This is a genomic window from Pontibacter litorisediminis, assembly GCF_029360645.1.
Taxonomy (GTDB): domain Bacteria; phylum Bacteroidota; class Bacteroidia; order Cytophagales; family Hymenobacteraceae; genus Pontibacter; species Pontibacter litorisediminis.
Map to the genome: position 1 here is coordinate 489,332 of NZ_JARDUA010000002.1, position 22,928 is coordinate 512,259.

Sequence of the window (22,928 nt, forward strand, 5' to 3'; positions counted from 1 at the left end):
ATACTCTGATATAGAAATATATTAATATACAAAGAACATATTGACCTTTATTTAATATATTTAATATTTACAATAAATAATACACAACATATCTTTTTAGGGGAGCGTAAAGCTAAATAACTTCCAAGGCTGCTATATAGCTATATAGTAGCCAATTGAGAAGCTTTTTAACATAATCTTACCATTATAGCTTACTAACCCTATGAAAAACGTTTTACTAGTTATTGCCGCTTTCCTTATAAGTGCCTCCGCAGCTTTTGCCCAGTCTCCGCTTAAACTCAGCCGAGAAGCTGAACAACGGTGTACTGAGATTACCCGCTCCATGGCCCGTGAGCTCCGCCTGAACGAGCTCGGCTACATTAAATTGAAAGAATTGAACCGCGAGCGCATGCTTGCCACCCAAGCCATACTCAGCAGCCACAACACCGATACGCACCTTGTAGAACACAAGCTGGAGGAGCTGGCCCTGCAGTATGATGAGAAGGTAAGCGCTTTCCTGAACGCCAACCAGCTGCAGGCTTACGCCAATTACAAAAACAAGCCAACGCCAGTAGCCCGCTTTGTGGCAGTGAGCGAGGAGGAGTAACCCCAAAACAGTCCAAGATGAAGAAGGCCGCCACACCTGGAGGCCTTCTTCGAACGGAGCACCATAAAACAGGAGCGGGAGCCGATTTCGGCTCCCGCTCCTGTTTTATGGTGCAAAGGCAAGGTTACCTGCGGCTGTAATCTGCGTCGTCAGGTCTTTTCTCATCCTCCCCCAGCGGCTGATCGCCGGTTCGGATGCCAGCCACATCGTCATCCATGCCTGTGTCGCTTCCTTCAAACTCGAAACCAGGCCCCTGCGCGGTAGCCTCGTGGCTTTGGGGATCGTTGGCGCCGTAGCCGGTCGTTTCGTTACCGCCAATATGCAGGTTCTTCAGTTTGTCTTTCTGGCCCGGGCGCTCAGTATACCCATCCGGCCCTATGTTGCGCTTCGCCGAAGGGTCTGGGTTGTTGCCCATACCAACACGCTCGTTATAATCGCTGTGGATGTTCTTTTCTTCCGAGGGTGCTTTCTTCTTATCTTCTTTATTATTATCCATCGTTCATCTCAGGTTAGTTACAGAAGGGTATACGCTTGCAGAAGGCCATGGTTCGCATGAGCGCCTTTATACTTAACATAAAATACCAACCGCATAATTATGAGCAGCTCCTAACATCTGGGCAGACACGGCGCCTTGGGATTAGCAAAGTATGAACGGCTGTAAGTATAGGCTGTTCTCTTATCTTTGCCGAAAGTTATACTTTGTGGCACCTCTCTTGCGCCGCAAGTGTTACCCAAAGCAGGAACCAAAACAACAGCGCATGAAGCTATCCAAGATTTATGACCCGAGGGAGATGAACTCCTACCAATTTGTGGCCACCACAGGCCTGGTGATGACCCTTGTGGCGAACCTGATCCTGCTGTTGCTGGGCAAAGTAGTGGAGAATTTCAACGCGCTCTACATCTGCTGGCTAGTGTTCTTTGCCCTGGGCACCATCGCCAACTTCAACAGCAAACCAGGAGACCACGACCATCACCACCATCACTAAAGCAGGTTTTACTGCTTCAGGAATCGGAGCAGCTCCTCCTGGAAACGCGCTGTTGCCTCCAGATGCGGAATGTGGCCCACGTTCTGAAGCTCAACCAGCTTTGCCCCAGGAATTGCTTTGGCTGTGCGCCGGCCCAGCTGCGGGTATTGCCCGTGTTGCTGCAACTTCTGCTTATCCTCAATAAAGCCTTTTCCCACTATGGTACGGTCCTCCTGCCCTATGATCAGCAGCGTAGGCACCTTCAGATGCTCAAACTCGTACACCACCGGCTGCTGGTAAATCATACTGTAGGTTAAAGCTGACACTTTGGCCACCTTGGGGTAGTCTGCGTGGTTTATCTGAGCGGCAGGTACCTGCACCCACTCGTCGTAGCTGGGCTTCCAGGAGGTGTAGTAGGTTTGATGATATTTCCGGATAGCCTCTTCCGACTGCTTCTGCTCTGACTCATAGAGCTCCTGCAGGTTCTTGAAAGGCACAAACACGCGGTAGTCCTCCAGCCCGATCGGGTTCTCCAGCACCAACTTTGTCGTCATTTCAGGATACATCAGCGCAAAGCGCGTAGCCAGCATGCCGCCCATCGAGTGTCCTACCACGGCAACCTTCTCCACGCCTAGTTGCCCTAGCAAGTGCTGTGTGTTCTGGGCCAGCTGATGGAAAGTATAATTTACCTCCGGCTTGTCTGATTTCCCAAACCCCAATTGGTCTGGCGCAATCACGCGGAACCCATCATCAGCCAGTCGCCTGATGGTTTCCCGCCAGTAGGCGCCCATAAAGTTTTTGCCATGCAACAGCAGCACGACCGGCGGGTTCTGCACCTGCTTTGCAGGGGCCACATCCATGTAGGCCATTTTATAGGTCTGCCCCTCTACCGCTACATCATAGTATTTTACCTCGAAAGGATACTTGTATCCATCCAGGGTGGCGTTGAGGGAGCTTGGCACCTGTTGCTGCGCCTGTGTATAGCCAAGCGACAGCAGCAAACAGATCGCAGTTAGTAGACTGATTTTCTTCATAATAGTTGTTTTTGCATCGGTATACATTACAATCTCAGAGGCGGTTTGTTCTGAAACGCAAATCACCTGCTACCTCTCACTACCAGGAGCAAAATAAAGCACTGATATTATTGCAATTTTATGTATTAATTTATCTATGTTTATACCCGTTTTTAATCAATTCAAACCCTATTAATCTTTTAACAAACTTTTAGCCATGAGAAAAATTTACTTTTTAGCACTCCTGTGCCTTAGCCTTGCCCTTAACAGCTGTGGCCCCCAGATTTACAAGGCCGCCAGCTTTGATCAGGTAAGGCAAAACCACAAAGTAGTAGCCATCATGCCATTTGAGGTAACCATTGAGTCCAGAAGACTACCCAAGGGCGTTACGGCCGAGATGATGCTAGAGCAGCAGCGCGACTATGGGTACGGCATGCAAGGCGACGTGTACGGGTATTTCCTGCGCCAGATGAGCAAGGACAAGTATACGGTGACCTTTCAGGATGTGAACAAGACCAACACTCTGCTCAACGACGCTGGCCTGACGTACGAGGACCTGCGTTCCACGTCTAAAGAAAAACTTTGCCAGATCCTCGGTGTGGACGCCGTTGTTTCGGGTAACGCGGTTATGTCTAAGCCGATGTCGGACGGGGCGGCCGTGGCGGTTGGCCTGCTGGTGGGCGCCTGGGGACCAACGAACACAGTAAACACATCCATCACGATACACGAGGCACAGGCCGGCGATCTGATGTGGAAGTATGACTATGCAGCTTCGGGCAGTGTCTTCAGCAGCCGCCAGTCGCTTTCCAACGCCCTGATGAAGAATTCTTCGAAGAAGTTCCCTTACAAGAAGTCGTAAGAGGGCAACTAGCAACAGCTAAAAACAAGCCCCGCTGCCTTACCGGCAGCGGGGCTTGTTTTTAGCTTCGCCTTTAGGCAAAAGAAAGCCCACCGCAATTGCGGTGGGCCTTGTGTAAATCACCAAACACTAAACTTTATCTTTTAGAAAGTATAACCTACGGATGCCTTTATCACGCGGTTAAACGTATCGAAGTTGTTTCTGCTGTCGATGGAGTTAACCCCATAGTCATAGCCGGCGCTGATGTTCAGGCCATTGGCGAAACGGTAGCCCAGGCCGCCGGTTACGGCCACGTCCAACTCTCTGAAACCGCTCTTCATGTCCCACTCCTGGTTCAGGGCCTTAAAGCCTAAAGCTCCAGCCTCTGCGGCCACCTTGTTAGACAAGAGGTAAGATACCTGTGGGCCTGCAAAAATATAGAAGCCTTCCCCTACGTATACCTTCGCCAGCACAGGCAGGTCCAGGTATTCGGCTTTGTTGGTAAGGGTCACGTTGGCGTTCAGGAAATCAAACTGCTCCAGCGGAACTTTGCCTTTCAGTACCATCCCTTTCTGAGAGTACTGCAGGCCCGGCTCAATCTCGAAGCCCGGTGCCACCGGTATGCTCAGGTAAGTGCCCACATGAAAGCCCGTGCGCATCTCGCGGCTGGCGTACCCCCCGGACATGTCTACCAGGTCTTGCACGCTCTGCATGGTTTCGCCGTCCCAGTCGGCCAGGTTTACACCAGCTCTGATACCCAGGCGCAGCTGGTTGGAGTTGCTGTCGTAGTTAGGTTGCTTGTTATATCGAACAGGCCGCTGCTGGGCCTCAGCGCTTGATGCAGCCAGCCCTATAGCTACAGCTATAAGTAGAAAAATCCTCTTCATGGTCGTAGTAATTAAGTTTCTTCAATCTTTTCCGGTAAGCTGGCCTGCTCATTGGGGCTGAATGAAATAACCGTGCCAAAAAAGGAACTTTTCTATCCAACTCCGCATCACCAAAAACACAACACACTGATCGTCAACAAAATAAAATTTTACTACTACCGGAACTCCGCACTCACGGGGTAAAGCATGGGCAGTTAAAACCGGCTGTAGCAGCGGCAAAAAGCCGGCAAATGCGTAGCTTTGTGCCCTCAACAGTAGCCAAGAAGAGAGATGAAAGACAGAACACAGGTGCGCCTGAAGCAGCTGGCCGTGCACAGGGTGGGAAACAAAGCAAAGGAAGAAGGCGTGATTGCCTCCAGGGAGCCGGTGGACCTGCGAGATGAGCAGCTGTACGACCTGCTGGTGAATTATTTCATATCGCCATTTAAGCAGGAGGAGTTTTTCCGTTTCACCCATACCTCTGACCTGGCGCTGAACGAGATGTTCGCTTACTCGGCGCTGATCTTCACCGAACCGCAGAACTTCCAGGAATATTCTGTACATATTCTGAACCACCTGTACGCGCAGTCGGACCACCCGAAGGTGAAGAGCGGTGAGCTGTACGTAGCGCATTTTGAAGGCTGCGTGATGGAAGACGAGGTGGTCCAGGCCATCGGTATCTTCAAGTCAGAGAACAAGGACACCTTTCTGACCTTCCAGGATGAGGAGGACGACCTGAACGTGAACTACCATTTTGGGGTGAACCTGAAGGGTGTGGACAAGGGCTGCATGATCTATAACACGCAGGCCGAGGACGGTTTCCGGGTAAAGCTGGTGGACGCCAACAGCCACGACGCCGTTTTCTGGAAAGAGAATTTCCTGAATGTGACCGAGCTACAGGACACTAACTATAACACCAAAACCGTTCTGAACCTGTGCAAGGATTTTTCGGAGGAAGTGTACGCCCGCACCGAGAGCAAAAAAGCGCAGGTAGATTTCATCAGCCGCTCGGTGGATTATTTCTCCAAGAGCGAGACATTTGACCTGGAGGAGTTCACGAGCAGCGTGATTGACGAGCCCGAGACGAAGGAGCGTTTTATGCAGTACAGCCAGAACTTTGCCGAGGAGCGCGATATTGAGGGCTTTCATGACTTTGCCATCAACAAGAACACGGTGCGCAACATGAAGCGCAAGTTCCGCAACTTCATTAAGCTGGATACGCAGATAGAGATCAAGTTTAGTGGCTACAACCCGGAGCAGAGCGAGCAGTATGTGGAGCGTGGGTTTGACCAGGAACGGGGCATGCACTTTTACAAAGTATATTTTTACAACGAGAGTTAACTGAAACTATCGCCTCCCTCAGGCTGTTTTATACTTTCTGTAAGAACCGGAACGATAATTGCCGTACCACATCAGCAGAAATACGACACTAAAGATATGAAGAAGATAGCCCTTGCTTTTGCGTTGGCCCTTGCCGCACCCGCTGCCTTTGCACAGGCCCAGCCGCCGCAGGCCAAAACCGCACAGGCCGAACAAAGCCTGGAGCAGCGCGCCGAGGCCATTACTGCCGGCTTTAGCAAAAACCTGCGCCTCTCGCCGCAGCAATCCCAGAAAGTATACGCCATTAACCTCACCAGCCTAAAGCAGGCCGAGGAGGCCAAGAAGAAGTATAAAAATAATCCGCGGAAGCTGGTAAACCAGATGGATATGATTAGCCAGACGCGCCTCTCGCAACTAAAGGATGTGCTGACGCCGCACCAGTTCCAACAGTACCAGCAGCGCCGCGAGCAGAAGATGGGCGTGCCGAACGAGATGCAAAGCAACCCCACCACCAGACAGCAAAACTCGGCGTACCAGGATAGCTACTAACATTAAAAGCATGGCCTCTTAGCCATGCTTTTTCGTTTCTACTTACAGGCAAGGAACTTCTCCCTTAAATTTCCGGGCGGCGTCTGCCAAGGGCAGATGCACCTCCTCATACTGTATGGGCTGCATCAGAGGCTAGCGTTATCTCCTGCTCCTGCTGGGTTTGCTCCGGCTGCGCCTGGCTCTTGCGCTGGTGCTCCGTCACCACTGCCCCAGGCGGCTTGTAAAGTATAAGAAACTTTTCCCTCCAGCTGCGGGCGTGCTTCATGTCCTCCCAGATGTCCATCCACTCATGGAAAACAAGGTAAATGGGGTTGAAAGAGGTTACGGGTTTGGTAAGGCCATACTTTACCTGCTCCCGTTCAGGCTCGAACGTGCCAAACAGCCGGTCCCAGATAATGAAAGTAGAGCCGTAGTTTTTATCGATGTAACCGGGGTTGGACCCGTGGTGCACCCGGTGGTGCGATGGCGTGACGAAGATATACTCGATGGGCCGCGGCAGTTTACCGACCAGCTCCGTATGCACCCAGAACTGATACAGCACCGCCACCTGGTGACAGATAAAGAACGTGAAAGGGTCTATGCCCAGCATCGGCACAGGGATAAAGAAGATAAACTTGATGTGCTGCGTCCAGCCGGTGCGGAACGACACCGAGAAGTTCATGCGCTCCGAGGAGTGGTGCGTGACGTGGGTGGCCCACCAGAAGCGCTGCTCGTGTGCAATGCGGTGCGCCCAGTACCGGCAAAAGTCTATAGCCACAAAGCAGATGATGAAAGCGACCCAACCACGCGGAATAGCCCAGGGCACGTTGTTGTAGATGACCAGCGCCAGCCCGAACAGCCACAGCTTCAGCAGCCCTCCAAGTATGGCGTTCACGGCACCTATGGTTAAAGCCGACACAAACTCAGTTTTATGGTACGTGTTGCGGTTTTTGTAAATGCCATACAGCCACTCCCCCACCACCGACAGTACGATAATAGGTGCCGCGTAATGCATAATGGTCAGGTCGTCCAGCTGCTTAAGCTCCTCAAAATTGTATAGCTCTTTCTCCATCCAATATGATAAAAACATGTTAGCCTTTAAGAACGGCCAAAACCCGGAAAGAGTTAAGCTTATGGGAGCCCTTAGGTTCACATTTAACTGGTCGCCCTTGTTCCAGAAGCTTGCTGAGAGAATGGCAAAGTATAAAGCAGAGGTGCTATTTACCGCAGACTTCGTAAATTGAGGCAAAAAACCAGAGTATGCGCATCCGAAAGAAAGTTAAAGCCACGCTGCCTGCACAGGGCTCCCGCTTTGCCGCCCTTGATCTGTTTGTAAAGGCCGCCGAAAAAGAAAACTGGACGGAGCAGGAAATCCAATTTGTGATAGATGAGGTGGTACAGGCTAAAGATGATAAAGAAGGCTTTGAGATTTTAAGGGATTATATATTGTAGGGAAGCGGCAGGGCTTTTAATGTATGTCCTGTCACAGCCATACCTCTCCGTACCTGAAATTGGTTGCTCATACTAGCTGCGGCTGATTTTCCGCTGCCTCCCTTCGCTGGCGCGAGTTTGCAACTCGTGTCTTTTTATACTTTCATAGTTACTTTCTCGCTGTTCCGGACATTCTTGTCCAGAACCAGTTCTGCTGCGGATCTCCAGATACGTGTAAACCGAATTTTATACTTGCTTGGGCTCTATATACTTCTAAAGCCGCTGCTTTCTTTAGCTTGGTCTAAGCTATTTATGCTAGCTGCTGTTCATCCACGGCCTTACAACTTGCTCTTCCCATAGCTGGCTTTGGTGCTCTCCAGCCCGAGCGGGCTCGTCTTGGGGGTAGGGGCCCTCGATAAAGGCATCGCACTGTCTACATTTCCTTTGCTGTCGCAATGCCCTTTCGGGCACCGGAAATCTAGAAGGCGCTCTTTTTCGAGGGCCCCTACCCCCACCCAAGGACTGGGAACATGTTCGATAGCTCCAGCATACGGAGCTTGAACAGAGCTCCCTCTCCTGTTTTTAGGAGAGGGTTGGGGTGAGGTGAACTCCCCTCCTTGGACAAGGAGGGGCAGAGTGGTTAGCACATCCACTTCTCTCCCACCCAAGCAGAAGAGGGGCAGCTACTTTACCAGTAGCTGCCCCTCTTTTATACTTTTGTGCACTCGCCACTAAGCCTGCTCTTCCACAGGCTGTAGCTGTAGTTCCTGCTGGTGCTGCTGTAGCACCTCAATGATAAAGCTGATGTGCTCCTTCAGGTCCACCCCGAACTTCTCGGCTCCCAGCTTTACCTCTTCCCTATCCACGGAGGCGGCAAAGCTTTTCTGGCCCAGCTTCTTCATCACAGACTTTGCCTCCAGCCCCTGCAGGCGGGTTGGCCGCACCTGGGCGCAGGCCACAATAAAACCTGTTACCTCGTCGCAGGCAAGCAGGGCTTTGTCCAGCAGAGAGTTGTACGGTACGCCCCATTTCGTGTAGTGTGCCGAGATGGCATGGGCAATATCCTCCTCGCCCCGTTCACGCAGCTGGCTCACGATCACGTTCGGGTGCTGCTCTGGGTAAGCTTCATAATCGGCATCATGCAGTAGGCCCGTGATGCCCCACTGCTCCTCGTTTTCCCCCAGTTTGGCGGCGTAGGCACGCATTACCAGCTCTACTGTACGGGCGTGGCGCAGCAGGCTATCGCTTTTTGTCATACTCTCCAGTATGGCCCTGGCTTCCGGATATGTTATCATCGTTATAGTTTCTTTATTTCCTATCAACCTAAGGTAACGATAATCCTGCAGGAGCCAAAGTCACAATTTGAAAAGCTAGTCCAGCTTAGCGATATGCACGTTCTCCCACTTGCCGTAAATGGGGTCCCTCTTTCCTACTAGTATATCGATCTGCTGGTGCATGCGCTTGTTCATGATATCGCGCACAATATAAAGGCCGTCTAGTTCTTCTGAAATTCCGGTTACCCACAGTGAATCACCGAACTCTACATCACCGCCCCACCTGCTGTGCAGGTCGCGAGACACGGCAATCCATCGGTGTTGTTTTGGGTCTTTTCTGTTGATACGGGAGCCGTCGGCGGTAATGTAGGGAGAGGAATCAGTTTGGCCGGGCTCAGGATGGTATATAGATGCGGTAACGGTAAGCGTTGGGGTCGGTTCGGGTAGCACCCTTAGTTCGTCGGCCCTGGATTCATCTTCCATGGGGGGCCATTCCAGGTGTTTTGCTTCGACATTCGGAGCGGGGGAGTCAGCTTCAAAGAAGGACAATTCTTCTGCCAGTGCTATCACTACATAGAACACGGCTGCGAGTACTTTAATCCTAAACATAAGCAGTCCATTTCGTGAAACATCGATTTTCTAACAATAACCCGCTTAAACGACACTTTTTCAGAAGGGTTTTGCAATGCTGCACGAAAAGCAAATAATCGCTGATTTAGCTAAAGATTTAAAGCATAAGAATTTTATAATTTTAAATAAAATATATTATAACATAAATTAATATTTATCTGCCGGTATGGAGCTATCCTTTGATGATGACAAGACAGTAACTTAGTATTGACAAGCAGCTTAAGCTCCGTGGCATAAGCCTAAGAACACGCTTGCCGCTCAGGCACTTTTATCTTTATGGAAATACTTCTGGTAAACCAGGTAACCAATGAAGATGGCCACGCTGACGGCTGAAACCCAGATCAGGCCGTTCTTCAGGCGGTCGTTGTTCTCGCCGAGCCAGGCGAGCAGAATAGTGAGCGGCACGATACCGGCCAGGGTAGCACTGATAAACTTAAAGTAGCCCATGCCCGCGAGCCCTGCGACAAAGCTGACTGCATCATTGGAAAGGAACGGCGACACGCGCGCAATGATAATCGCCCAGATGCCGTAGCGATCCATCCAGCCGGCCACCTTCCGCTCCGACTTCTGCCCGATCAGTTTACTCACGCCCGCCTCGCCAACGCCGCGGCCAATCCAAAAGCCCACGGTAGAGGCCACCACCACGGCGCTAACGGCAATAACCGATCCCCAAACCGGCCCATAAGCGATAATGGCCACCAGCATCAGCGCCACCACGTTTATCACCAGCAAGAACATCTGGGCGACCATGGCCAGAATCACAAAGAAAGGTCCCCAGAACCCAAACTGGCTCACCCAGTCCGATATGCGCTGCTTGTTGCCGCTGGTTAATATCTCCCAGCCCTCTTTTACCCCTTGCTGGAAACCCGGCAGCACTAAATAGGCTCCCACCAGCAGGGCAATAATGATAGCTGTGATAATAAGGGGCCACCTGCTTTGCTTAACCTCCTCCTCCTGTTGCGCCGGCTGTTCATGGTTTTCCTTCTGCTGCTCCCAGAAAGCGCCTGTGTGATGGTGCTTGCTATGCTTTTGCTTTTCGCTCATACTTGTGTTCTGTGCTTCGTCCTAGGTTTAGACGAAACAGGAGCTGCTTGGGTTGATACTTTTGCCGATATGTTGGCCGCATCGAAAGTATAGGTATAGATTTGTTTGCCGTTGTTCGGCACAACGCTGTAGCTAATAAACATGTGCTGGTAATGCCGCCCAACGGTGCTGCTCACGTGCCGCTGCACCACATCCGGCTCTAGAGGCTTATTCGTAGCCTGCGTTGGTTCCCCCTCGCCAAAGGCGATGGCAGCCACCAGCCCACTGAGCAACCCTGCCACATGCCCCTCCCACGACACCCGCTCCTCTCCCGGAAACAAACCGTAGAAGAGGCCGCTGTACAGAAACAGCACCGCCAGCGACACGGCCATGGAGCCGCGGTTTTGCCGCAGGAACCCGTTAAAAAGGAGAAACCCCGCCAGCCCATACACCACGCCACTCGCCCCAATGTGGTACGCCTGCCGCCCGATCAGCCAGGTCAGCAGCCCGCTCAGCAGGTATACCAGCACAACTACCTTGAGGGCCACCCGGCGGTGCATGTAAAGTATAAGGCCGGAGAGCAGCACCAGCGGAAAGGTGTTGGAGAGCAGGTGCAAAAGCCCGCTGTGGATGAGCGGCCCGAAGAACACGCCGATCAGCCCCAGGAAACTGCGGGGCATGATTCCCATAAACGCCAGGTCGGCCCCTGTCAGGTAACTGAGCAGGCTTACCAGCCACATCAGGGCCACAAACAGCAAGCCCGGCAGAAAGCTGTAGCCAAAATGCGGCGCTTCCGGAGTAAGGTTCTGTGTGTATTCTCGGGGAATAAAAAAGGCCATAGATTAGCTTGTGTTTGATTAAAGATAAGCCAAAATGAACAAAAACCGCTTCCGTATCCTTTACCTAATCAGTAATTTTTAACGTACTGAATGGCTGGCAGGTCCGTAAAAGGTATAAACACTGCATTGCTACAGCCCCGGAGGCACCGGCCGGAGGCAAGAAAGTACAAACTGGTGCGTTATTAAAGCAACATGCACAGGACTCAACATAAGGCGAGCCGCCTCGCTGTCTTAAGGCTATGGATGCTGCCCCTGCTGGCAGTGCTCCTGTACGCCTGCGAGGGCTCGGATGCGCAGAACCGAAGCTACTCAGAGGAGCAGCGGCAGTTTTTCCCGGTAGAGCGTGCCTCAGACTATCACAGGCCTTCTACCCTTATCACGGCCCTGGAAGACAGTTCTTCCTACTGGGTAGACTCCGTGTTTAACACGCTTACACCTGAGGAGCGCATCGCGCAGCTTATTATCATAGAGGCCTTCTCCAATAAAGGCCCGAAGTATAATGCTGATGTGATGCGTCTGATAAAAGAGTATAAAGTAGGTGGGATCATCTTCTTCCAGGGAGGCCCGGTGCGGCAGGCAAACCTCACCAACAAGTACCAGGCCGCCTCTAAGGTGCCGCTGTGGATCTCCATGGATGCTGAAACAGGCGTGGGCATGCGCCTGGACTCCACGGTGGAGTACCCTTCGCAACAGATGCTGGGTGCCCTCACCGATAACGACCTTATTTACCGCATGGGCGTGGAGGTGGCACAGGAGTTTAAGCGGCTGGGCATGCACATTAACTTTGCCCCGGTGGCCGACGTGAACAACAACCCAAAAAACCCGGTAATCAGTTACCGCTCCTTTGGCGAAGACAAGTATGACGTGGCCGCCAAAAGCATTGCTTACATGCAGGGCATGCAGGACGGCGGCATCATGGCCGTGGCCAAGCATTTCCCCGGCCACGGCGATACCGATGTGGACTCGCACTACGACCTGCCGGTGATAAACTATGGCCGCGGGCGTCTCGACTCGCTGGAGCTTTACCCTTTCCGGGAGCTGGTCAAAAGCGGGCTGGGCGGTATGATGGTGGCCCACATGCACATCCCGCAGCTCGACCCTACCACCAACATACCCTCTACCCTTTCGAAGCCCATCGTCACCGGCCTTTTAAAGCAGCAGCTTAACTACAAAGGCCTGATCTTTACAGACGCCATGGTGATGAAGGGAGTGACCAAGTACTTTGATCCGGGCGAGGCCGAAGCGCGGGCCCTGATGGCCGGCAATGATGTGCTGGAGCGCCTGAACAGCGTGCCCAAGGCCATAAAGGCTGTGCAGGAGGCCATCGAGAACGGGGACCTGACACAGGAGGAGATCGACAGGCGCTGCAAGCGTATACTGGCGGCCAAGCAGTGGCTGGGGCTGGATAAGTATAAGCCAGTGGCATTGGACAACTTGTACGAGGACCTGAACCCGCCCATTGCCGACCTCATCAACAAGAATATCGCCGAGAACGCCATTACCTTGCTGAATAACAGGAAAAAGATGCTGCCGCTACACCAGGCACCCCGTATGTCGATTGCCACACTCTCGGTAGGGGCCGACCGGGTCACAGCATTTCAGCGGCAGGTAAAGCAGCTCACTCCCGAGACTGACGACTTTTTTATCTCGCGCAAGGCGGATGCCCGTGAAACAAAGAAGCTGTGGAAAAAACTAAAAAAGTATGACGTCGTGCTGGTGGCGCTCTATGGCCCTTCCATTCGCCCGACCAATAACCTAGCCTATTCTAAAGACGCCACCAGGTTAGTGCAGCAGCTGGCTAAGTCTAACAAGGCTGTTATCACGCTATTCAACAATGCCTATACGCTCAACCAGTTCCCGGACATTGAGGACAGCCGGGCACTGCTGGTGGCTTACCAGGGGTACTTCCACGCGCAGGCAGCAGCGGCCGGGGTTATCTTCGGCAAGGTGCCGGCCCAGGGCAAACTGCCCGTTACCGTGAACAGGCACTATGCGTTTGGCGACGGCATTTACCTAAATAAGCCATTTATCGCAGGTCCTGTTACGCCTTAAGTATCCTGAACCAGCAAGTTTCGTACTATAGCATCAAACGAAAACAAAGGAAACATGCTGATGAAAAAGGCCGCCTATACCCTGAGACTATCTTTTATACTTTGCTTAGCTGCCCTGCTCTGGAGCTGCGATGGCCGCCGTGAGGTTGAAGGCGAGGAAGGTGTGGTAACCACAGATGACCGTGACACCGCCACCGTGGTACGCTCAGGAGAATCGGCGGAGAAGGAGTTGGAGGAGTTTAGGGGCTGGCTGAACAAGCAGGCTGAGAAAGGCGACACAGCCATACGGCGCGAGTGGCCACAGGTAAAAGAGGAGCTCCGCCGCCGCAATGCCGAGCTGGAGACCAAGTTCGACAGCCTCTCAGACAAGTCGAAGGCAGAATACAAGGACCTGCAGAAACGCTACCGCAGCTGGGAAGAGCGCCAGGAACGGCGTATGCAGCAGCCGCTGGAGGCTACTAAGGTAACGGAGTGGCGGGAGCAACTGCTCCGCGAGTACAGCGACCTGAGCCAGCTGCAGCCATCGCAGATGCGGGAGGCTTACCTTACTTTTATGGGTACCGTACGCACCAAACGCAGCAACTGGACGCAAAACGACTGGGACTACGTGGACCACGTGTACAGCCAGCTAAACGACCGCCGCCGCCAGCTCGAAGGCCAGATCAGTACATCGGACAGGCTCAAGATCCGCACGCTACAGGCAGAGTACCTCACGCTGGAGGGAGCTGCTGACACGAAGGATATGTTTAGGAGCGTGGAAGAGTAGAAAGCAAAACCCTGTGCCGCCACAGGCCAGAGCGTAGCCGGAGCTTGTGAAAACTGGATATCACAAGCTCCGGCTTATACCTGTTATTGGCGGTTTGTTTCTTATTTTTTGCGCCTGTAATGTACCTGTACTAAACCTGTATCAAATGCTTTTGCATGTATCAATTCAAGTGTTTGCTCCGGCCGGCCGTCCTTAAACAGCTTTGTTCCATCACCTACCAACACAGGAATGACTGAAATAGTGAACTCATCAATCAGGTCATTTTTTAGAAGTTCGTTTATTACTTCTGCCCCACCATCACAATAGATACCTTTTCCGTCTTGGCACTTTAGTTGTTGCACTAAGTCAGTCAGGTTTCCGGTGTAGAACTTTGTTCTACCAACACTTGGCCTTTCTGTTCTTGTTATTACATACACGTCCCGATCCCCGTTATCGTAATGAGAGGCCCCTATTTCCCTTTGGACCCAATCGTAGGTTTTTCTGCCAACAATAATGGTGTCAACGGTTGAGGTAAATTGCGCATAGCCATAATCCTCGCCTTCCTTATCTACCAATTTTAAGAAACTGAGATCATCATGTGGCTTTGCAACATAACCGTCCAGACTGGTTGCAATAAAAAGTGATAGTTTCCGCATTTGTCCTTTATTATATTTCTTGCGATATCAAAATAGAGCACTGCCTACTACTTTGTGATAAAACGACTATTCAGAATTTTGTCTTGTTCAACGTACTTGGCTAAACGATGTGCAAGGCCGTCGGCCGAAGGCTAACGTTTAGGTGTTGTTGTGTGGCGTTTTTCTTCTTATACAACCTATTTATATTTTCACAATTCCTTGAACAAAGACATTATAGGCAGAATTACTGAACTCACTTACACCGCAGTAGGTGAAATAGGATGCTGAACACTTAGAGCATAATACTTTGTCAAATACTGGTAGCCCCCCGTCATGAGATTTTTGAGTTATTCCAATAGAATAGTGTTGCTTTAACTCTGATTGCTCGTCTTCACTAATTCTGTCTGTTTTGCCTTTCCAAGAGTATTCGATTTGCTTTAGTAAGTCAATTTGTATAGAACTCCCACAGCTTAGGCATTTAAAAGTAAAGAAGTCATAATTTCCAGCCCGTCCAGTAGAGTAATTTGGACGGCTGGAGTAGCTGGGACCTACTATTTCTTCTTTTAAATTAATACTTTCAAATGCCACACAACTAGTGTATACCTGTAGTTTATTCCGTTTAGCCGACCTATGGTAGTCGGCTAAACGGAATGAGTTGATGGGCGTGCTATACTTGGCTTAACTGAAAAACCAGTTAGAGGCAATCAGAGCTGCACACTACTTCTGCCTGTTTAGCCTTGCCCATTGCTGTGCGATGATGGTTTTGGCGTCTGGGGTCTCCAGGGCATCCAGCTCTTCAGCTGTTAGGTGCAGGATCTCGATAAACTCATGCTCATGCTCGTTGCCGCCGCCTTTGCCGTTCTGCTGCGTTACCTCGGCATAGTAGAGCATCACCCGCTCGGTGGTGCCGCCCGGCGAGGAGTAAAACGTGTGCAGGTGCTGTAGGCTGTCCACATGGTAGCCGGTCTCTTCCTCAATCTCGCGCCTTATACTTTTCTCTGGCTGCTCGCCTTGGTCTACCATGCCGGCCACAACCTCCACCAGCTCCGACTCAGAGCCCACCCGGAACTGTTTGGTCAGAATATACTGCTGCTTCTCAGTGTCAAACACCAGCGCCGCCACGGCATCGCCACGGTCGAACTGCTCCCGGGTAAAGGTTTGCCCCTCCTGCTCCACCGTTAGTCTATAGATCTTAAAATAGCCATCATAGGCCTTCTCTCTGTTCTTGATTTTCATAAGGGTGATTGTGTGCCTTTTTAAATATAGTAAATCTGAAGTAGATTTATACTTTGTGAAAGCATAAGCCTACATTTCATTGTTTTTAGCAGCGGCTCTCTGCGTGCGCTCCGTCAGCCACGACTCAGACAGTTGTGTCTCGCTTTCATAGCCTCTGGCCCTGTTCTTCCCGATGCCCCCTTCGCCGGGCAGTACGGCATTTACCAAAGCCAGGATATCTGTAGTTAAGCCCGGAGAGAGCCTGTGCAGCACCTCGCCCATGGCAGCAAAGAAAGTGGTAGTGACAGCGGCGTCGCCATGGCGCAGCGCGTTCAGCATTTTCCTGGCCGACTCTTCGGCTGGAATAGAGGTAAGCGGGCTGGAGTCCATGATCTTGAACAGCGTGTACTCCTCCTTGTGATGCCCCTTAATGACGGCATGGCGCGGGCTTCCCGTCTGCATTAGGCCTGGTGTGGCCGTTGTCACCAGAATGTTATACTTCTTCAGTTCGGCACGCAAGCCTTCGGATAAGCCCACCAGAGCGAACTTGCTGGCGCTGTAAGGCACCAGGTGCGGCACACTTATTATCCCCCCGATCGAGGCAACATTAAGGATGCGGCCGCCGCCACGGGCTTTCATACTTGGGAGTACGGCAAGCGTCGTATACACCGGACCCCAATAATGGATGTTGATCGCCTCCTCAAATTCTCGCACCGTCATCTCGGCCACAGGCCCTGCGCTAATGACCCCCGCGTTGTTAATCAGCACATCGATCGGGCTGAACTCATTCTGCACGTTTGTGATCATGTCGCTTACCTGCTGCTGGTCGGTTACGTCGCACTTCTGCACCAGCACCTCGGCACCGTTTCCGGCCAGTTCCATACGGGCATTCTCCAACTCCGTTTCGTCGCGGGCACATAGCACCAGTCTTGCCCCCTCTTTTGCCAGTTGCCGCGCCATCACCAATCCCAGCCCGCGGCTACCGCCTGTGATCAGCACGGTTTTGCCGTTAAAATCATAGGCAGTAAGCATCCGGGTTACGGCACGCCCCACGGCCAGGGCGCTTACTCCGGCGGCAAGCCAGAAGAGGGTATTCTTGTTTTTTGTTTCCATAGCGGTAGAAGTATAAAAATAAAGGCAGGCGCCGAAATGCACCTGCCTTTACCTCTACGGTGGCAGAAATAGCGGGGTTAAGTATAAGCCGGCTACGGCTTCTTGGAGAATATCTTGTTTTTGAGAACAGGGGTATACTGCAGCTTAACGGCCAGCACTCCATACTCGTCGCGGCGGGAGCCATTGGTGAGCACGGCAGGAATGTTATCGAGCAAATCGGTGCTGGTGATGCGGTACACGGCCTCCCCGGCAATACTGAACTCATCGTTGATGAAAAAACGGATACCACCGCCCACAGGCACCACTGCGGCAAATGCCGGATAATCCTGCTGCGGATCGTAAGTGGTCTGGGAGTCGTCGAGGCTACGATCGGCCGGGAAAGAGGTAGCGTTATAGTATAAACCTCCTATACCGATGCGGAAGTAGGGCACCATAAAGCGTTTCCGCTTGGAGCGGTAGTTGCCGGAGCCTGCATAGGTATCCAGCAGGTTTATCACCGCAGAGGCAGACAACTCGATCACCTCCGACTCAAAGGCAATGTTCAGCGGCGCCTCCTGGTTCTTTTCCACGGCCCCCAGCTTGGCGTAATCCAGGGTGCCGCTCACACCGATGTATGGCGAGAACTTGTACAAGCCGCCCACACTCACGTTCGGCCCGAAATCAATGCAGCTCGGGGTGCCGCAGATATCGCTCCTAACGGCTGCAACACCGCCGCCTACCAGTATCACCCAGCCACGCTCCAGCATGTTTGTTGTTTTGCTGCTGCGCTTATACCGGTACTGCTGCTGTTGTGCCAGCACATCCCAGGGGTAGAGTAAGAGAAGAGAAAAGAGTATGAATAAATAGTATGGCTTCCTGCTCATCTTATCAGACAGGTTTAACATCATTTACCTCAGGCGGCAAGGCTGGCAACAGTTTCTGCCGCTCAGCCTCACATGCAGCCTGTAGCTTTCTCTTCTCTACGGTTTCCGGTTAAGAAAGATAGCAGTTTCAGGATAAATATATGCGAATATCAGAATAGTTAAAGTATAGTATATACAATGACTATCCTGATCTGGTAGCGGAGGCCCAAACCTTTACTGCTGCCCCTGCTCCTTCTGTGCTGGAAGGCGCTCCAGGTGCGTGTCCATTAGCTCCAGAAAATCGATGACCAGAGCCGCTGCATCGGGGTAGAAAGTATGATTGATGTTCTTGTAATCGTCGGTGGGCTTGTGGTAGTGCGGGTGATCCTCCACGCCAAAGTATACGTACGGGATGCCGCGCTCATGAAAGCGGTAGTGGTCCGACTGCCTGGTCCAATCGTTCTGTCCTTCTTCCGGGCGATCGTGGCCCAGCAGCAGGCGCGCGTTCTTGCGTGGCTTTACCTTTTGCAGGTACGGCTTTAGCTGTGGGTAGTGGTAGGTACCGCTAGCATACAATTCACCTCTCTGGTTGATGCTCAGCATATCCATATTCACGTTCAGCAGGATGTGCTGCAGCGGCAATGGCGGGTTATCCAGGAAAGCCTTAGCCCCCTGCAGGCCCAGCTCCTCGCCATCCAGGGCCGCAAAAACAAGGGTGTGCTTGGGCGGGTGTTTGGTAAAGTGTGCCGCCGCTGCTAAAAGCGCCCCAACACCAGAGGCATTATCATCGGCACCGTTGTAGATGTCCCCGTCTCGCTGCCCAACATGGTCGTAGTGGGCAGTAACTACTATGGTTTTATCGGACTTGCCCGGAATGTAGCCAACCAAGTTGGTGGCTTTTTCTACCTGCGCCCGTTTGGAGTTTATACTGAAATGCTGCTTATAGCTGCCGTTAAAGGGCTTCAGCCCCAACTGCTCAAAGCGCTTCAGGATATATTCCTGCGCCATATGGCTACCGTCCGTACCGCTTAAGCGGCCCTGCATCGAGTCGGCAGAAAGCACTTTTACATCCCGCAACAGCAGCGCGGCATCCGGTTTACTTTGCTGTGCCAGGGTAACAAAAGGGGTGGCCAGCACAAGCGCAAGAGCGAGTGACTTCTTCATAGGTTGTTAAAATTCGAAGATAGCTCTCGCGGGTGGTATTGGCAAGTATAGCCACGCGGGAGTTTATTTATTGTTGGATTGGGAGGGGAGTTCTGTAACTGCTTTGGCTAAAGTATAAGTTTCATAGCTGCTGGGGTAGCATCAGCAAAAGTATGACCCCACCCCAGCCCTCCCCTAAGAACAGGGAAGGGAGCTCGGTTCAAGCACCGTCAGCCGAGGCTATTGGAATGACACCCAGTCCTTGGGTTGAGCGCCTATGCGAGTTTTTCCGGTGCCGAACGGCAGTGAGGCAGCCCGAGGTACGAGGGAAGGAAAAGCTCCCAGCGCGATGCCCGAAGACGAGCCCTCACGGGCTGGAGAGCAGAAAGCTAGAGATGAAACAACCAAAGTTGTAAAGCTGTGGATGAACGGCAGCTAGCAAGGATAGCTTAGTTCTGATTGCAGGAAGCAGGGGCAATACGAGCTAAAAGCTCGCGCTAGCGGAGGGCTGCTTATAAGGCTGTGGATCAGCAGTGGCTAGTAAGGATAGCTTAGTTCAAGTTGTAGAAAGCAGCAGGAAAGGCACAAGCGGACGCTTGCGCCAGAGCAAGTATAATGTGTAGCTCAAGTATAAGTATGGCTTTTCAAGCCAGTCAAGTCACAGACTCAACATCATTAGTAGGACACAAGTCTGAAGACTTGCGCCAAGATGGCTGGCAGGTATAAAGTATGACTCACCCGGATCAGGAAATCCGCAGCAGCAAAAGTTCAGGACGAGTATGTCCGGACACCAACAGGGGATTAGCTCAGGCTGCGAAAAGCAGGGGGCCATGGAAGGCAGAAGCGGACGCTTGCGCCAGAGAAGCAGAAGAGAGTAAAGCCTCATCAGGTTACAGGAAACAGTGGCCTTAAAGTAAACTGTATCTGTAAAACAAATCGGCTCCTGCTACACTGGATGACCAGCACAGCAGGAGCCGTTGCCTTTTAGAGCAGCTATACCTTACAAAGACCTAACCCACTCAATCCAGTTGCGCTGGCGGTTCGCCTGCTGTTCTTGCTGCAAAAACATTGCTTCAGTACGATCGGCTTCGGGCTCAAAACCTACTTTGGAACTTACCACTTCTCCTCGATTTACCCAGCCAGAATGGCGCATGTAAAAACGGATTGCGCTGGCTTCAACAAACAGTTCCTCAGTTTTCAAATCGTTGTAGTTCATCTTCTTCTTCAGTTGAAAAATTACACATTGGCTAAAAAAATCTAACAGAAGAAGGGCAAGGAACGTGCCACTACGGTAGCATTCCCTTAAAAGTTACAAACGCATCAGAATATTTTTAAGAAAATACCTGTAAAGCAAAAAGCCAGGCGGCGTGCCTGGCTTTTCTCTATTCCTTTATCTTGATGTAGGTGGGCAGTTCAAAAGGCCCCACCGAGGTTTGAATGGTGGGCTTTATCTGCAGCGTGATCTTAGGCCGTTTAGCGCTGTCCTTGTTGAGGAGCGTGGCCAAGCGCAGCAGCTGGTTCAGGTCTGGCTGGCTACTGCCTTCGCCAGTCGCAAACGTCAGCGGCGAGTTGATGGTGATGGTGTTGAGCCCGTTCTTCAGTTCCACCGGCTCGCTCACCAACCCGTTCAAAGTATGCTTGTCATCCACTAAAAGCTGCCACTTCAGCTGCGTCACGGTCATGGTGCGGTCCTCACTGCCCTCCGGCAAGTCTACTTTCAGGCCAATGGTAGAGACAGCGCTTAGCGCATTCTGTGAAAAAGCAGTGTACAGGGTGGCCGCATCATTGAAAGAAAAGTCCTGCGGACGCTTCTTCTTCAGTAAATCGATGCCGTTCAGCTCCATCTGCTCAATGCTTTCCAGGTCGTATTTTGCCTCCTTAAAGGCCTCCACATCGTTTTTGGTCTTGCACGCAAAGCTGAACAGCAACAGCATCAGCACGAGCGTATAGCTTCCTATCTTTCTAATATTCATACATTGGTTATTTCTTCATTACTTTTCCGGAGCCCGATACGCTGGAGTTAACGTGAGGGCTGCCGGCATAGTATACACGGCCGCTTCCGCTTACGTCGGCATCCAGCTGCTCCTCTGCGGCCACCTCTGCCCTGCCGGAGCCGGAGATACTTATCCCTGCCTTCCGGCTGTCCAGGTCATAGGCCCTGTACTTGCCGGAGCCTGATATCGAGACATCCTGCGCATCGGCAACACCTGCTGCACGAATTGTGCCAGACCCACTGATGTGGGCATCCAGCTCCTCCGTTACAAGCCGCAGCAGCACATCACCCGATCCGGACACGCTGCTTTTAAACCGGCGGCTCTTAAATACATCCTGCAGCTCTACCAGCCCGGAACCTCCTACACTAGCCTTCTCGAGCTCCCGCACCGTGATGAATACCTCCACAGTCTCATGGCTTCCCAGGCAGCGATCGAACCCGATTTCCCAGGTGCCATCGTTCTGCACTTCCGTGTCCAGCTCATCCAGGATGTTAGCCTGCCCGCGCACCTCTACCTGCTGCTCGTTGCCCTGCCGGATGTATACCTTGGTGCTACCGCTTACATCAACACCGTTAAAACGCGGGAGTTCCAGCATGCGGCTTTCCACATCGCCTTCCCCTTCCAGGCACAGGCCCCCACAAGAGGTTAAGGCGGCTAACAGGGGCATTAACGCCCACGCAGGCAATTTGAGTTTTTTCATAGTGCTATGGTTTAGAGGATATTTGACTGCAATATATAGAATTCTAAAGTATAAAGGCCACACCGCCTGAAGCGACGTGGCCTTGCCTTTAGTGTTCGTATACTTGCTGCCTTAGGACAGGTGCCCCACCCGCTGCCCCTGCCGGTTCACCAGGATGCCTTCGTCGGTGATGAACACCGTTTTCAGGTACTCGCTCTCGAAATAGTAAGGATAATCCGGGTTACCGGTTTTAGCCAGTTTGCCGATCACTTTAGGGCCGTCTTTGGTCAGGTGCACCAGGTGCAGGCGTGAAGTCAGGTAAAACTGCTCGCGCGGCGCATTACTGAACACGACTTTAGACAGCACCATGCGGCTGTTAAGGGAGGCAGTTTGAGCGGCAGCCCGCTGTGACTGTGCCTGTGGCTGCTCCTGCTGCGCCAGGCGCGGTTGCCTGCGCATGGGCTCTATGGCGCGGTGGTCGGGCTGTGGGCCGCTGGCGCTTGCCAAAAGCTGCTCGTTGGCGCTGCGCCAGCCTTTGCTGATAGCTGCCAGCCGGTAGCTGCGGCCCGGGTGCGAGCGCGAGGTCTCCTCCTCCGACAGCAGGTTGATGGCCGCCTGGGCCTCTGCCAAACTGGCCCCCATCTTGCGCAGCACGAAGCCGGAGAACTCATCCGCCTCCAACTCATCGGCCGGGTTGCTGCCACTGCGGCTCAGGGTGTGGCCGTTCAGGTGGTGGCCAATCTCGTGGGCAAGTATACTTACCCCGCCCCAGTCGGTGTGCACGGCGTTGTTGATGGCATCCAGAAAGCGCTCGTTGTACAGAATATAGCGCTTGCCGTTGTACACCACGGCTGCGGCGTTGTCAATCTCAGCGGCCCGGAGCTCGAAGCGGGGCTTCAGGCCCACCACATTAATGATCTCCTGCACAATGTCGCGGGTATCGGCAGATGTAGCAGCGGAAGCAGCAGGCGCTGGTGCAACAGCAGCCAAAGCCACCTGGCCCAGTACCGGAGCCAGCACCAGCCCCAGTCCAATCGTAAGTTTCTTCAAGTATGGCATTATTTAGAATCTAAGAAATGATGCGGCTATACCTGAAAACGCAGACGCAGCCACGAATAGTATAATAGCAAGTACTTTGCCAAAGTTGCGGCCCACCCTGGTCTGCCTCCACAGTTGCTCAGAAATTGCACTCCTTTGG

Annotated in this window: 26 protein-coding genes; 8 read left to right on the forward strand and 18 right to left on the reverse strand. The window is 52.3% G+C overall.

Features of this window, described 5'->3' with window-relative positions; genetic code table 11:
- Window positions 1-202 precede the first annotated feature (202 nt).
- Entirely contained in the window at window positions 203-586 is a 384-nt protein-coding gene (locus PXG97_RS08265) for a hypothetical protein (protein ID WP_276497282.1), read from the forward strand.
- A 124-nt stretch (window positions 587-710) separates the two neighbouring features.
- On the opposite strand, the gene PXG97_RS08270 is transcribed toward PXG97_RS08265, so the two are convergent.
- Entirely contained in the window at window positions 711-1,082 is a 372-nt protein-coding gene (locus PXG97_RS08270; protein WP_276497283.1) for a hypothetical protein, read from the reverse strand.
- 262 nt (window positions 1,083-1,344) lie between these two features.
- Here PXG97_RS08270 and PXG97_RS08275 point away from each other — a divergent pair, with 262 nt between their 5' ends.
- Complete coding sequence (locus tag PXG97_RS08275; protein ID WP_276497284.1) at window positions 1,345-1,572, forward strand: hypothetical protein; 228 nt, start codon at window positions 1,345-1,347, stop codon at window positions 1,570-1,572.
- An 8-nt stretch (window positions 1,573-1,580) separates the two neighbouring features.
- Here the strand turns inward: PXG97_RS08275 and PXG97_RS08280 are convergent, their stop codons facing one another.
- Window positions 1,581-2,585 carry an alpha/beta fold hydrolase gene (locus PXG97_RS08280; protein ID WP_276497285.1) on the reverse strand — a complete coding sequence of 335 codons (1,005 nt, stop codon included), beginning with the start codon at window positions 2,583-2,585 and terminating at the stop codon, window positions 1,581-1,583.
- Window positions 2,586-2,781: 196 nt separating this feature from the next.
- Here PXG97_RS08280 and PXG97_RS08285 point away from each other — a divergent pair, with 196 nt between their 5' ends.
- Window positions 2,782-3,423: a hypothetical protein gene (locus PXG97_RS08285; protein ID WP_276497286.1), complete on the forward strand. Its 642-nt coding sequence runs from the start codon at window positions 2,782-2,784 to the stop codon at window positions 3,421-3,423.
- 143 nt (window positions 3,424-3,566) lie between these two features.
- On the opposite strand, the gene PXG97_RS08290 is transcribed toward PXG97_RS08285, so the two are convergent.
- On the reverse strand, window positions 3,567-4,289 hold the full coding sequence (locus PXG97_RS08290; protein WP_276497287.1) for a porin family protein: 723 nt from the start codon (window positions 4,287-4,289) through the stop codon (window positions 3,567-3,569).
- 270 nt (window positions 4,290-4,559) lie between these two features.
- Between PXG97_RS08290 and PXG97_RS08295 the strand changes: the two genes are divergently transcribed.
- Both PXG97_RS08295 and PXG97_RS08300 read left to right on the forward strand, forming a co-directional pair.
- Entirely contained in the window at window positions 4,560-5,609 is a 1,050-nt protein-coding gene (locus tag PXG97_RS08295) for a nucleoid-associated protein (RefSeq protein ID WP_276497288.1), read from the forward strand.
- Window positions 5,610-5,705: 96 nt separating this feature from the next.
- The gene (locus PXG97_RS08300; protein ID WP_276497289.1) at window positions 5,706-6,137 is read left to right on the forward strand and encodes a hypothetical protein; all 432 of its coding nucleotides are present in this window, start codon (window positions 5,706-5,708) and stop codon (window positions 6,135-6,137) included.
- A 106-nt stretch (window positions 6,138-6,243) separates the two neighbouring features.
- On the opposite strand, the gene PXG97_RS08305 is transcribed toward PXG97_RS08300, so the two are convergent.
- Window positions 6,244-7,206: a sterol desaturase family protein gene (locus PXG97_RS08305; RefSeq protein ID WP_276497290.1), complete on the reverse strand. Its 963-nt coding sequence runs from the start codon at window positions 7,204-7,206 to the stop codon at window positions 6,244-6,246.
- Between the two features lie 170 nt (window positions 7,207-7,376).
- Between PXG97_RS08305 and PXG97_RS08310 the strand changes: the two genes are divergently transcribed.
- On the forward strand, window positions 7,377-7,568 hold the full coding sequence (locus PXG97_RS08310; RefSeq protein ID WP_276497291.1) for a hypothetical protein: 192 nt from the start codon (window positions 7,377-7,379) through the stop codon (window positions 7,566-7,568).
- 710 nt (window positions 7,569-8,278) lie between these two features.
- Here the strand turns inward: PXG97_RS08310 and PXG97_RS08315 are convergent.
- From PXG97_RS08315 to PXG97_RS08330, 4 genes are all read right to left on the reverse strand, one after another.
- A complete protein-coding gene (locus tag PXG97_RS08315; protein ID WP_276497292.1) occupies window positions 8,279-8,842 on the reverse strand; it encodes an HD domain-containing protein in 564 nt (187 codons plus the stop codon).
- Window positions 8,843-8,917: 75 nt separating this feature from the next.
- Window positions 8,918-9,304, reverse strand: a complete 387-nt coding sequence (locus tag PXG97_RS08320) for an RlpA-like double-psi beta-barrel domain-containing protein (protein WP_276497293.1) — start codon at window positions 9,302-9,304, stop codon at window positions 8,918-8,920.
- A gap of 405 nt (window positions 9,305-9,709) precedes the next feature.
- Window positions 9,710-10,495, reverse strand: a complete 786-nt coding sequence (locus PXG97_RS08325) for a TVP38/TMEM64 family protein (RefSeq protein WP_276497294.1) — start codon at window positions 10,493-10,495, stop codon at window positions 9,710-9,712.
- Entirely contained in the window at window positions 10,492-11,313 is an 822-nt protein-coding gene (locus PXG97_RS08330; protein WP_276497295.1) for a rhomboid family intramembrane serine protease, read from the reverse strand. Before PXG97_RS08330 ends, PXG97_RS08325 begins: the two co-directional genes overlap by 4 nt.
- 192 nt (window positions 11,314-11,505) lie before the next feature.
- Here PXG97_RS08330 and PXG97_RS08335 point away from each other — a divergent pair, with 192 nt between their 5' ends.
- Together PXG97_RS08335 and PXG97_RS08340 are read left to right on the forward strand one after the other, a co-directional pair.
- On the forward strand, window positions 11,506-13,365 hold the full coding sequence (locus PXG97_RS08335) for a glycoside hydrolase family 3 protein (RefSeq protein ID WP_276497296.1): 1,860 nt from the start codon (window positions 11,506-11,508) through the stop codon (window positions 13,363-13,365).
- A gap of 54 nt (window positions 13,366-13,419) precedes the next feature.
- The gene (locus tag PXG97_RS08340) at window positions 13,420-14,130 is read left to right on the forward strand and encodes a hypothetical protein (protein WP_276497297.1); all 711 of its coding nucleotides are present in this window, start codon (window positions 13,420-13,422) and stop codon (window positions 14,128-14,130) included.
- A gap of 101 nt (window positions 14,131-14,231) precedes the next feature.
- On the opposite strand, the gene PXG97_RS08345 is transcribed toward PXG97_RS08340, so the two are convergent.
- The 10 genes from PXG97_RS08345 to PXG97_RS08390 all read right to left on the reverse strand — a co-directional run bounded on the left by PXG97_RS08345 (window position 14,232) and on the right by PXG97_RS08390 (window position 22,780).
- Window positions 14,232-14,765, reverse strand: a complete 534-nt coding sequence (locus tag PXG97_RS08345) for a dihydrofolate reductase family protein (protein WP_276497298.1) — start codon at window positions 14,763-14,765, stop codon at window positions 14,232-14,234.
- A 180-nt stretch (window positions 14,766-14,945) separates the two neighbouring features.
- The gene (locus tag PXG97_RS08350; RefSeq protein ID WP_276497299.1) at window positions 14,946-15,332 is read right to left on the reverse strand and encodes a hypothetical protein; all 387 of its coding nucleotides are present in this window, start codon (window positions 15,330-15,332) and stop codon (window positions 14,946-14,948) included.
- Between the two features lie 129 nt (window positions 15,333-15,461).
- Window positions 15,462-15,980 carry an NUDIX domain-containing protein gene (locus PXG97_RS08355; RefSeq protein ID WP_276497300.1) on the reverse strand — a complete coding sequence of 173 codons (519 nt, stop codon included), beginning with the start codon at window positions 15,978-15,980 and terminating at the stop codon, window positions 15,462-15,464.
- A gap of 69 nt (window positions 15,981-16,049) precedes the next feature.
- Window positions 16,050-17,072 (reverse strand): SDR family NAD(P)-dependent oxidoreductase, encoded by a 1,023-nt coding sequence (locus tag PXG97_RS08360; RefSeq protein ID WP_276497301.1) that lies wholly within the window; start codon window positions 17,070-17,072, stop codon window positions 16,050-16,052.
- A 92-nt stretch (window positions 17,073-17,164) separates the two neighbouring features.
- Entirely contained in the window at window positions 17,165-17,935 is a 771-nt protein-coding gene (locus tag PXG97_RS08365; RefSeq protein WP_276497302.1) for a porin family protein, read from the reverse strand.
- A 213-nt stretch (window positions 17,936-18,148) separates the two neighbouring features.
- A complete protein-coding gene (locus PXG97_RS08370) occupies window positions 18,149-19,078 on the reverse strand; it encodes a M28 family peptidase (RefSeq protein WP_276497303.1) in 930 nt (309 codons plus the stop codon).
- A 979-nt stretch (window positions 19,079-20,057) separates the two neighbouring features.
- Entirely contained in the window at window positions 20,058-20,273 is a 216-nt protein-coding gene (locus PXG97_RS08375; protein WP_276497304.1) for a hypothetical protein, read from the reverse strand.
- 166 nt (window positions 20,274-20,439) lie between these two features.
- Window positions 20,440-21,030, reverse strand: a complete 591-nt coding sequence (locus tag PXG97_RS08380; RefSeq protein ID WP_276497305.1) for a hypothetical protein — start codon at window positions 21,028-21,030, stop codon at window positions 20,440-20,442.
- 7 nt (window positions 21,031-21,037) lie between these two features.
- Window positions 21,038-21,751, reverse strand: coding sequence for a head GIN domain-containing protein (locus tag PXG97_RS08385; RefSeq protein WP_276497306.1), 714 nt, complete (start codon window positions 21,749-21,751; stop codon window positions 21,038-21,040).
- Between the two features lie 111 nt (window positions 21,752-21,862).
- On the reverse strand, window positions 21,863-22,780 hold the full coding sequence (locus PXG97_RS08390; protein ID WP_276497307.1) for a M48 family metalloprotease: 918 nt from the start codon (window positions 22,778-22,780) through the stop codon (window positions 21,863-21,865).
- Between the last annotated feature and the right edge of the window lie 148 nt (window positions 22,781-22,928).

Excerpts from the sequence above, each read along its gene's own strand:
- PXG97_RS08305 (WP_276497290.1), bottom strand. The coding sequence starts at position 7,206 with ATGTTTTTATCATATTGGATGGAGAAAGAGCTATACAATTTTGAGGAG.
- PXG97_RS08365 (WP_276497302.1), bottom strand. The coding sequence starts at position 17,935 with ATGAGCAGGAAGCCATACTATTTATTCATACTCTTTTCTCTTCTCTTA.
- PXG97_RS08310 (WP_276497291.1), top strand. The coding sequence starts at position 7,377 with ATGCGCATCCGAAAGAAAGTTAAAGCCACGCTGCCTGCACAGGGCTCC.
- PXG97_RS08340 (WP_276497297.1), top strand. The coding sequence starts at position 13,420 with ATGCTGATGAAAAAGGCCGCCTATACCCTGAGACTATCTTTTATACTT.
- PXG97_RS08280 (WP_276497285.1), bottom strand. The coding sequence starts at position 2,585 with ATGAAGAAAATCAGTCTACTAACTGCGATCTGTTTGCTGCTGTCGCTT.
- PXG97_RS08295 (WP_276497288.1), top strand. The coding sequence starts at position 4,560 with ATGAAAGACAGAACACAGGTGCGCCTGAAGCAGCTGGCCGTGCACAGG.
- PXG97_RS08385 (WP_276497306.1), bottom strand. The coding sequence starts at position 21,751 with ATGAAAAAACTCAAATTGCCTGCGTGGGCGTTAATGCCCCTGTTAGCC.
- PXG97_RS08320 (WP_276497293.1), bottom strand. The coding sequence starts at position 9,304 with ATGGAAGATGAATCCAGGGCCGACGAACTAAGGGTGCTACCCGAACCG.
- PXG97_RS08300 (WP_276497289.1), top strand. The coding sequence starts at position 5,706 with ATGAAGAAGATAGCCCTTGCTTTTGCGTTGGCCCTTGCCGCACCCGCT.
- PXG97_RS08315 (WP_276497292.1), bottom strand. The coding sequence starts at position 8,842 with ATGATAACATATCCGGAAGCCAGGGCCATACTGGAGAGTATGACAAAA.
- PXG97_RS08375 (WP_276497304.1), bottom strand. The coding sequence starts at position 20,273 with ATGAACTACAACGATTTGAAAACTGAGGAACTGTTTGTTGAAGCCAGC.
- PXG97_RS08325 (WP_276497294.1), bottom strand. The coding sequence starts at position 10,495 with ATGAGCGAAAAGCAAAAGCATAGCAAGCACCATCACACAGGCGCTTTC.
- PXG97_RS08370 (WP_276497303.1), bottom strand. The coding sequence starts at position 19,078 with ATGAAGAAGTCACTCGCTCTTGCGCTTGTGCTGGCCACCCCTTTTGTT.
- PXG97_RS08355 (WP_276497300.1), bottom strand. The coding sequence starts at position 15,980 with ATGAAAATCAAGAACAGAGAGAAGGCCTATGATGGCTATTTTAAGATC.
- PXG97_RS08360 (WP_276497301.1), bottom strand. The coding sequence starts at position 17,072 with ATGGAAACAAAAAACAAGAATACCCTCTTCTGGCTTGCCGCCGGAGTA.
- PXG97_RS08335 (WP_276497296.1), top strand. The coding sequence starts at position 11,506 with ATGCACAGGACTCAACATAAGGCGAGCCGCCTCGCTGTCTTAAGGCTA.
- PXG97_RS08330 (WP_276497295.1), bottom strand. The coding sequence starts at position 11,313 with ATGGCCTTTTTTATTCCCCGAGAATACACACAGAACCTTACTCCGGAA.
- PXG97_RS08275 (WP_276497284.1), top strand. The coding sequence starts at position 1,345 with ATGAAGCTATCCAAGATTTATGACCCGAGGGAGATGAACTCCTACCAA.
- PXG97_RS08380 (WP_276497305.1), bottom strand. The coding sequence starts at position 21,030 with ATGAATATTAGAAAGATAGGAAGCTATACGCTCGTGCTGATGCTGTTG.
- PXG97_RS08265 (WP_276497282.1), top strand. The coding sequence starts at position 203 with ATGAAAAACGTTTTACTAGTTATTGCCGCTTTCCTTATAAGTGCCTCC.
- PXG97_RS08345 (WP_276497298.1), bottom strand. The coding sequence starts at position 14,765 with ATGCGGAAACTATCACTTTTTATTGCAACCAGTCTGGACGGTTATGTT.
- PXG97_RS08290 (WP_276497287.1), bottom strand. The coding sequence starts at position 4,289 with ATGAAGAGGATTTTTCTACTTATAGCTGTAGCTATAGGGCTGGCTGCA.
- PXG97_RS08285 (WP_276497286.1), top strand. The coding sequence starts at position 2,782 with ATGAGAAAAATTTACTTTTTAGCACTCCTGTGCCTTAGCCTTGCCCTT.
- PXG97_RS08270 (WP_276497283.1), bottom strand. The coding sequence starts at position 1,082 with ATGGATAATAATAAAGAAGATAAGAAGAAAGCACCCTCGGAAGAAAAG.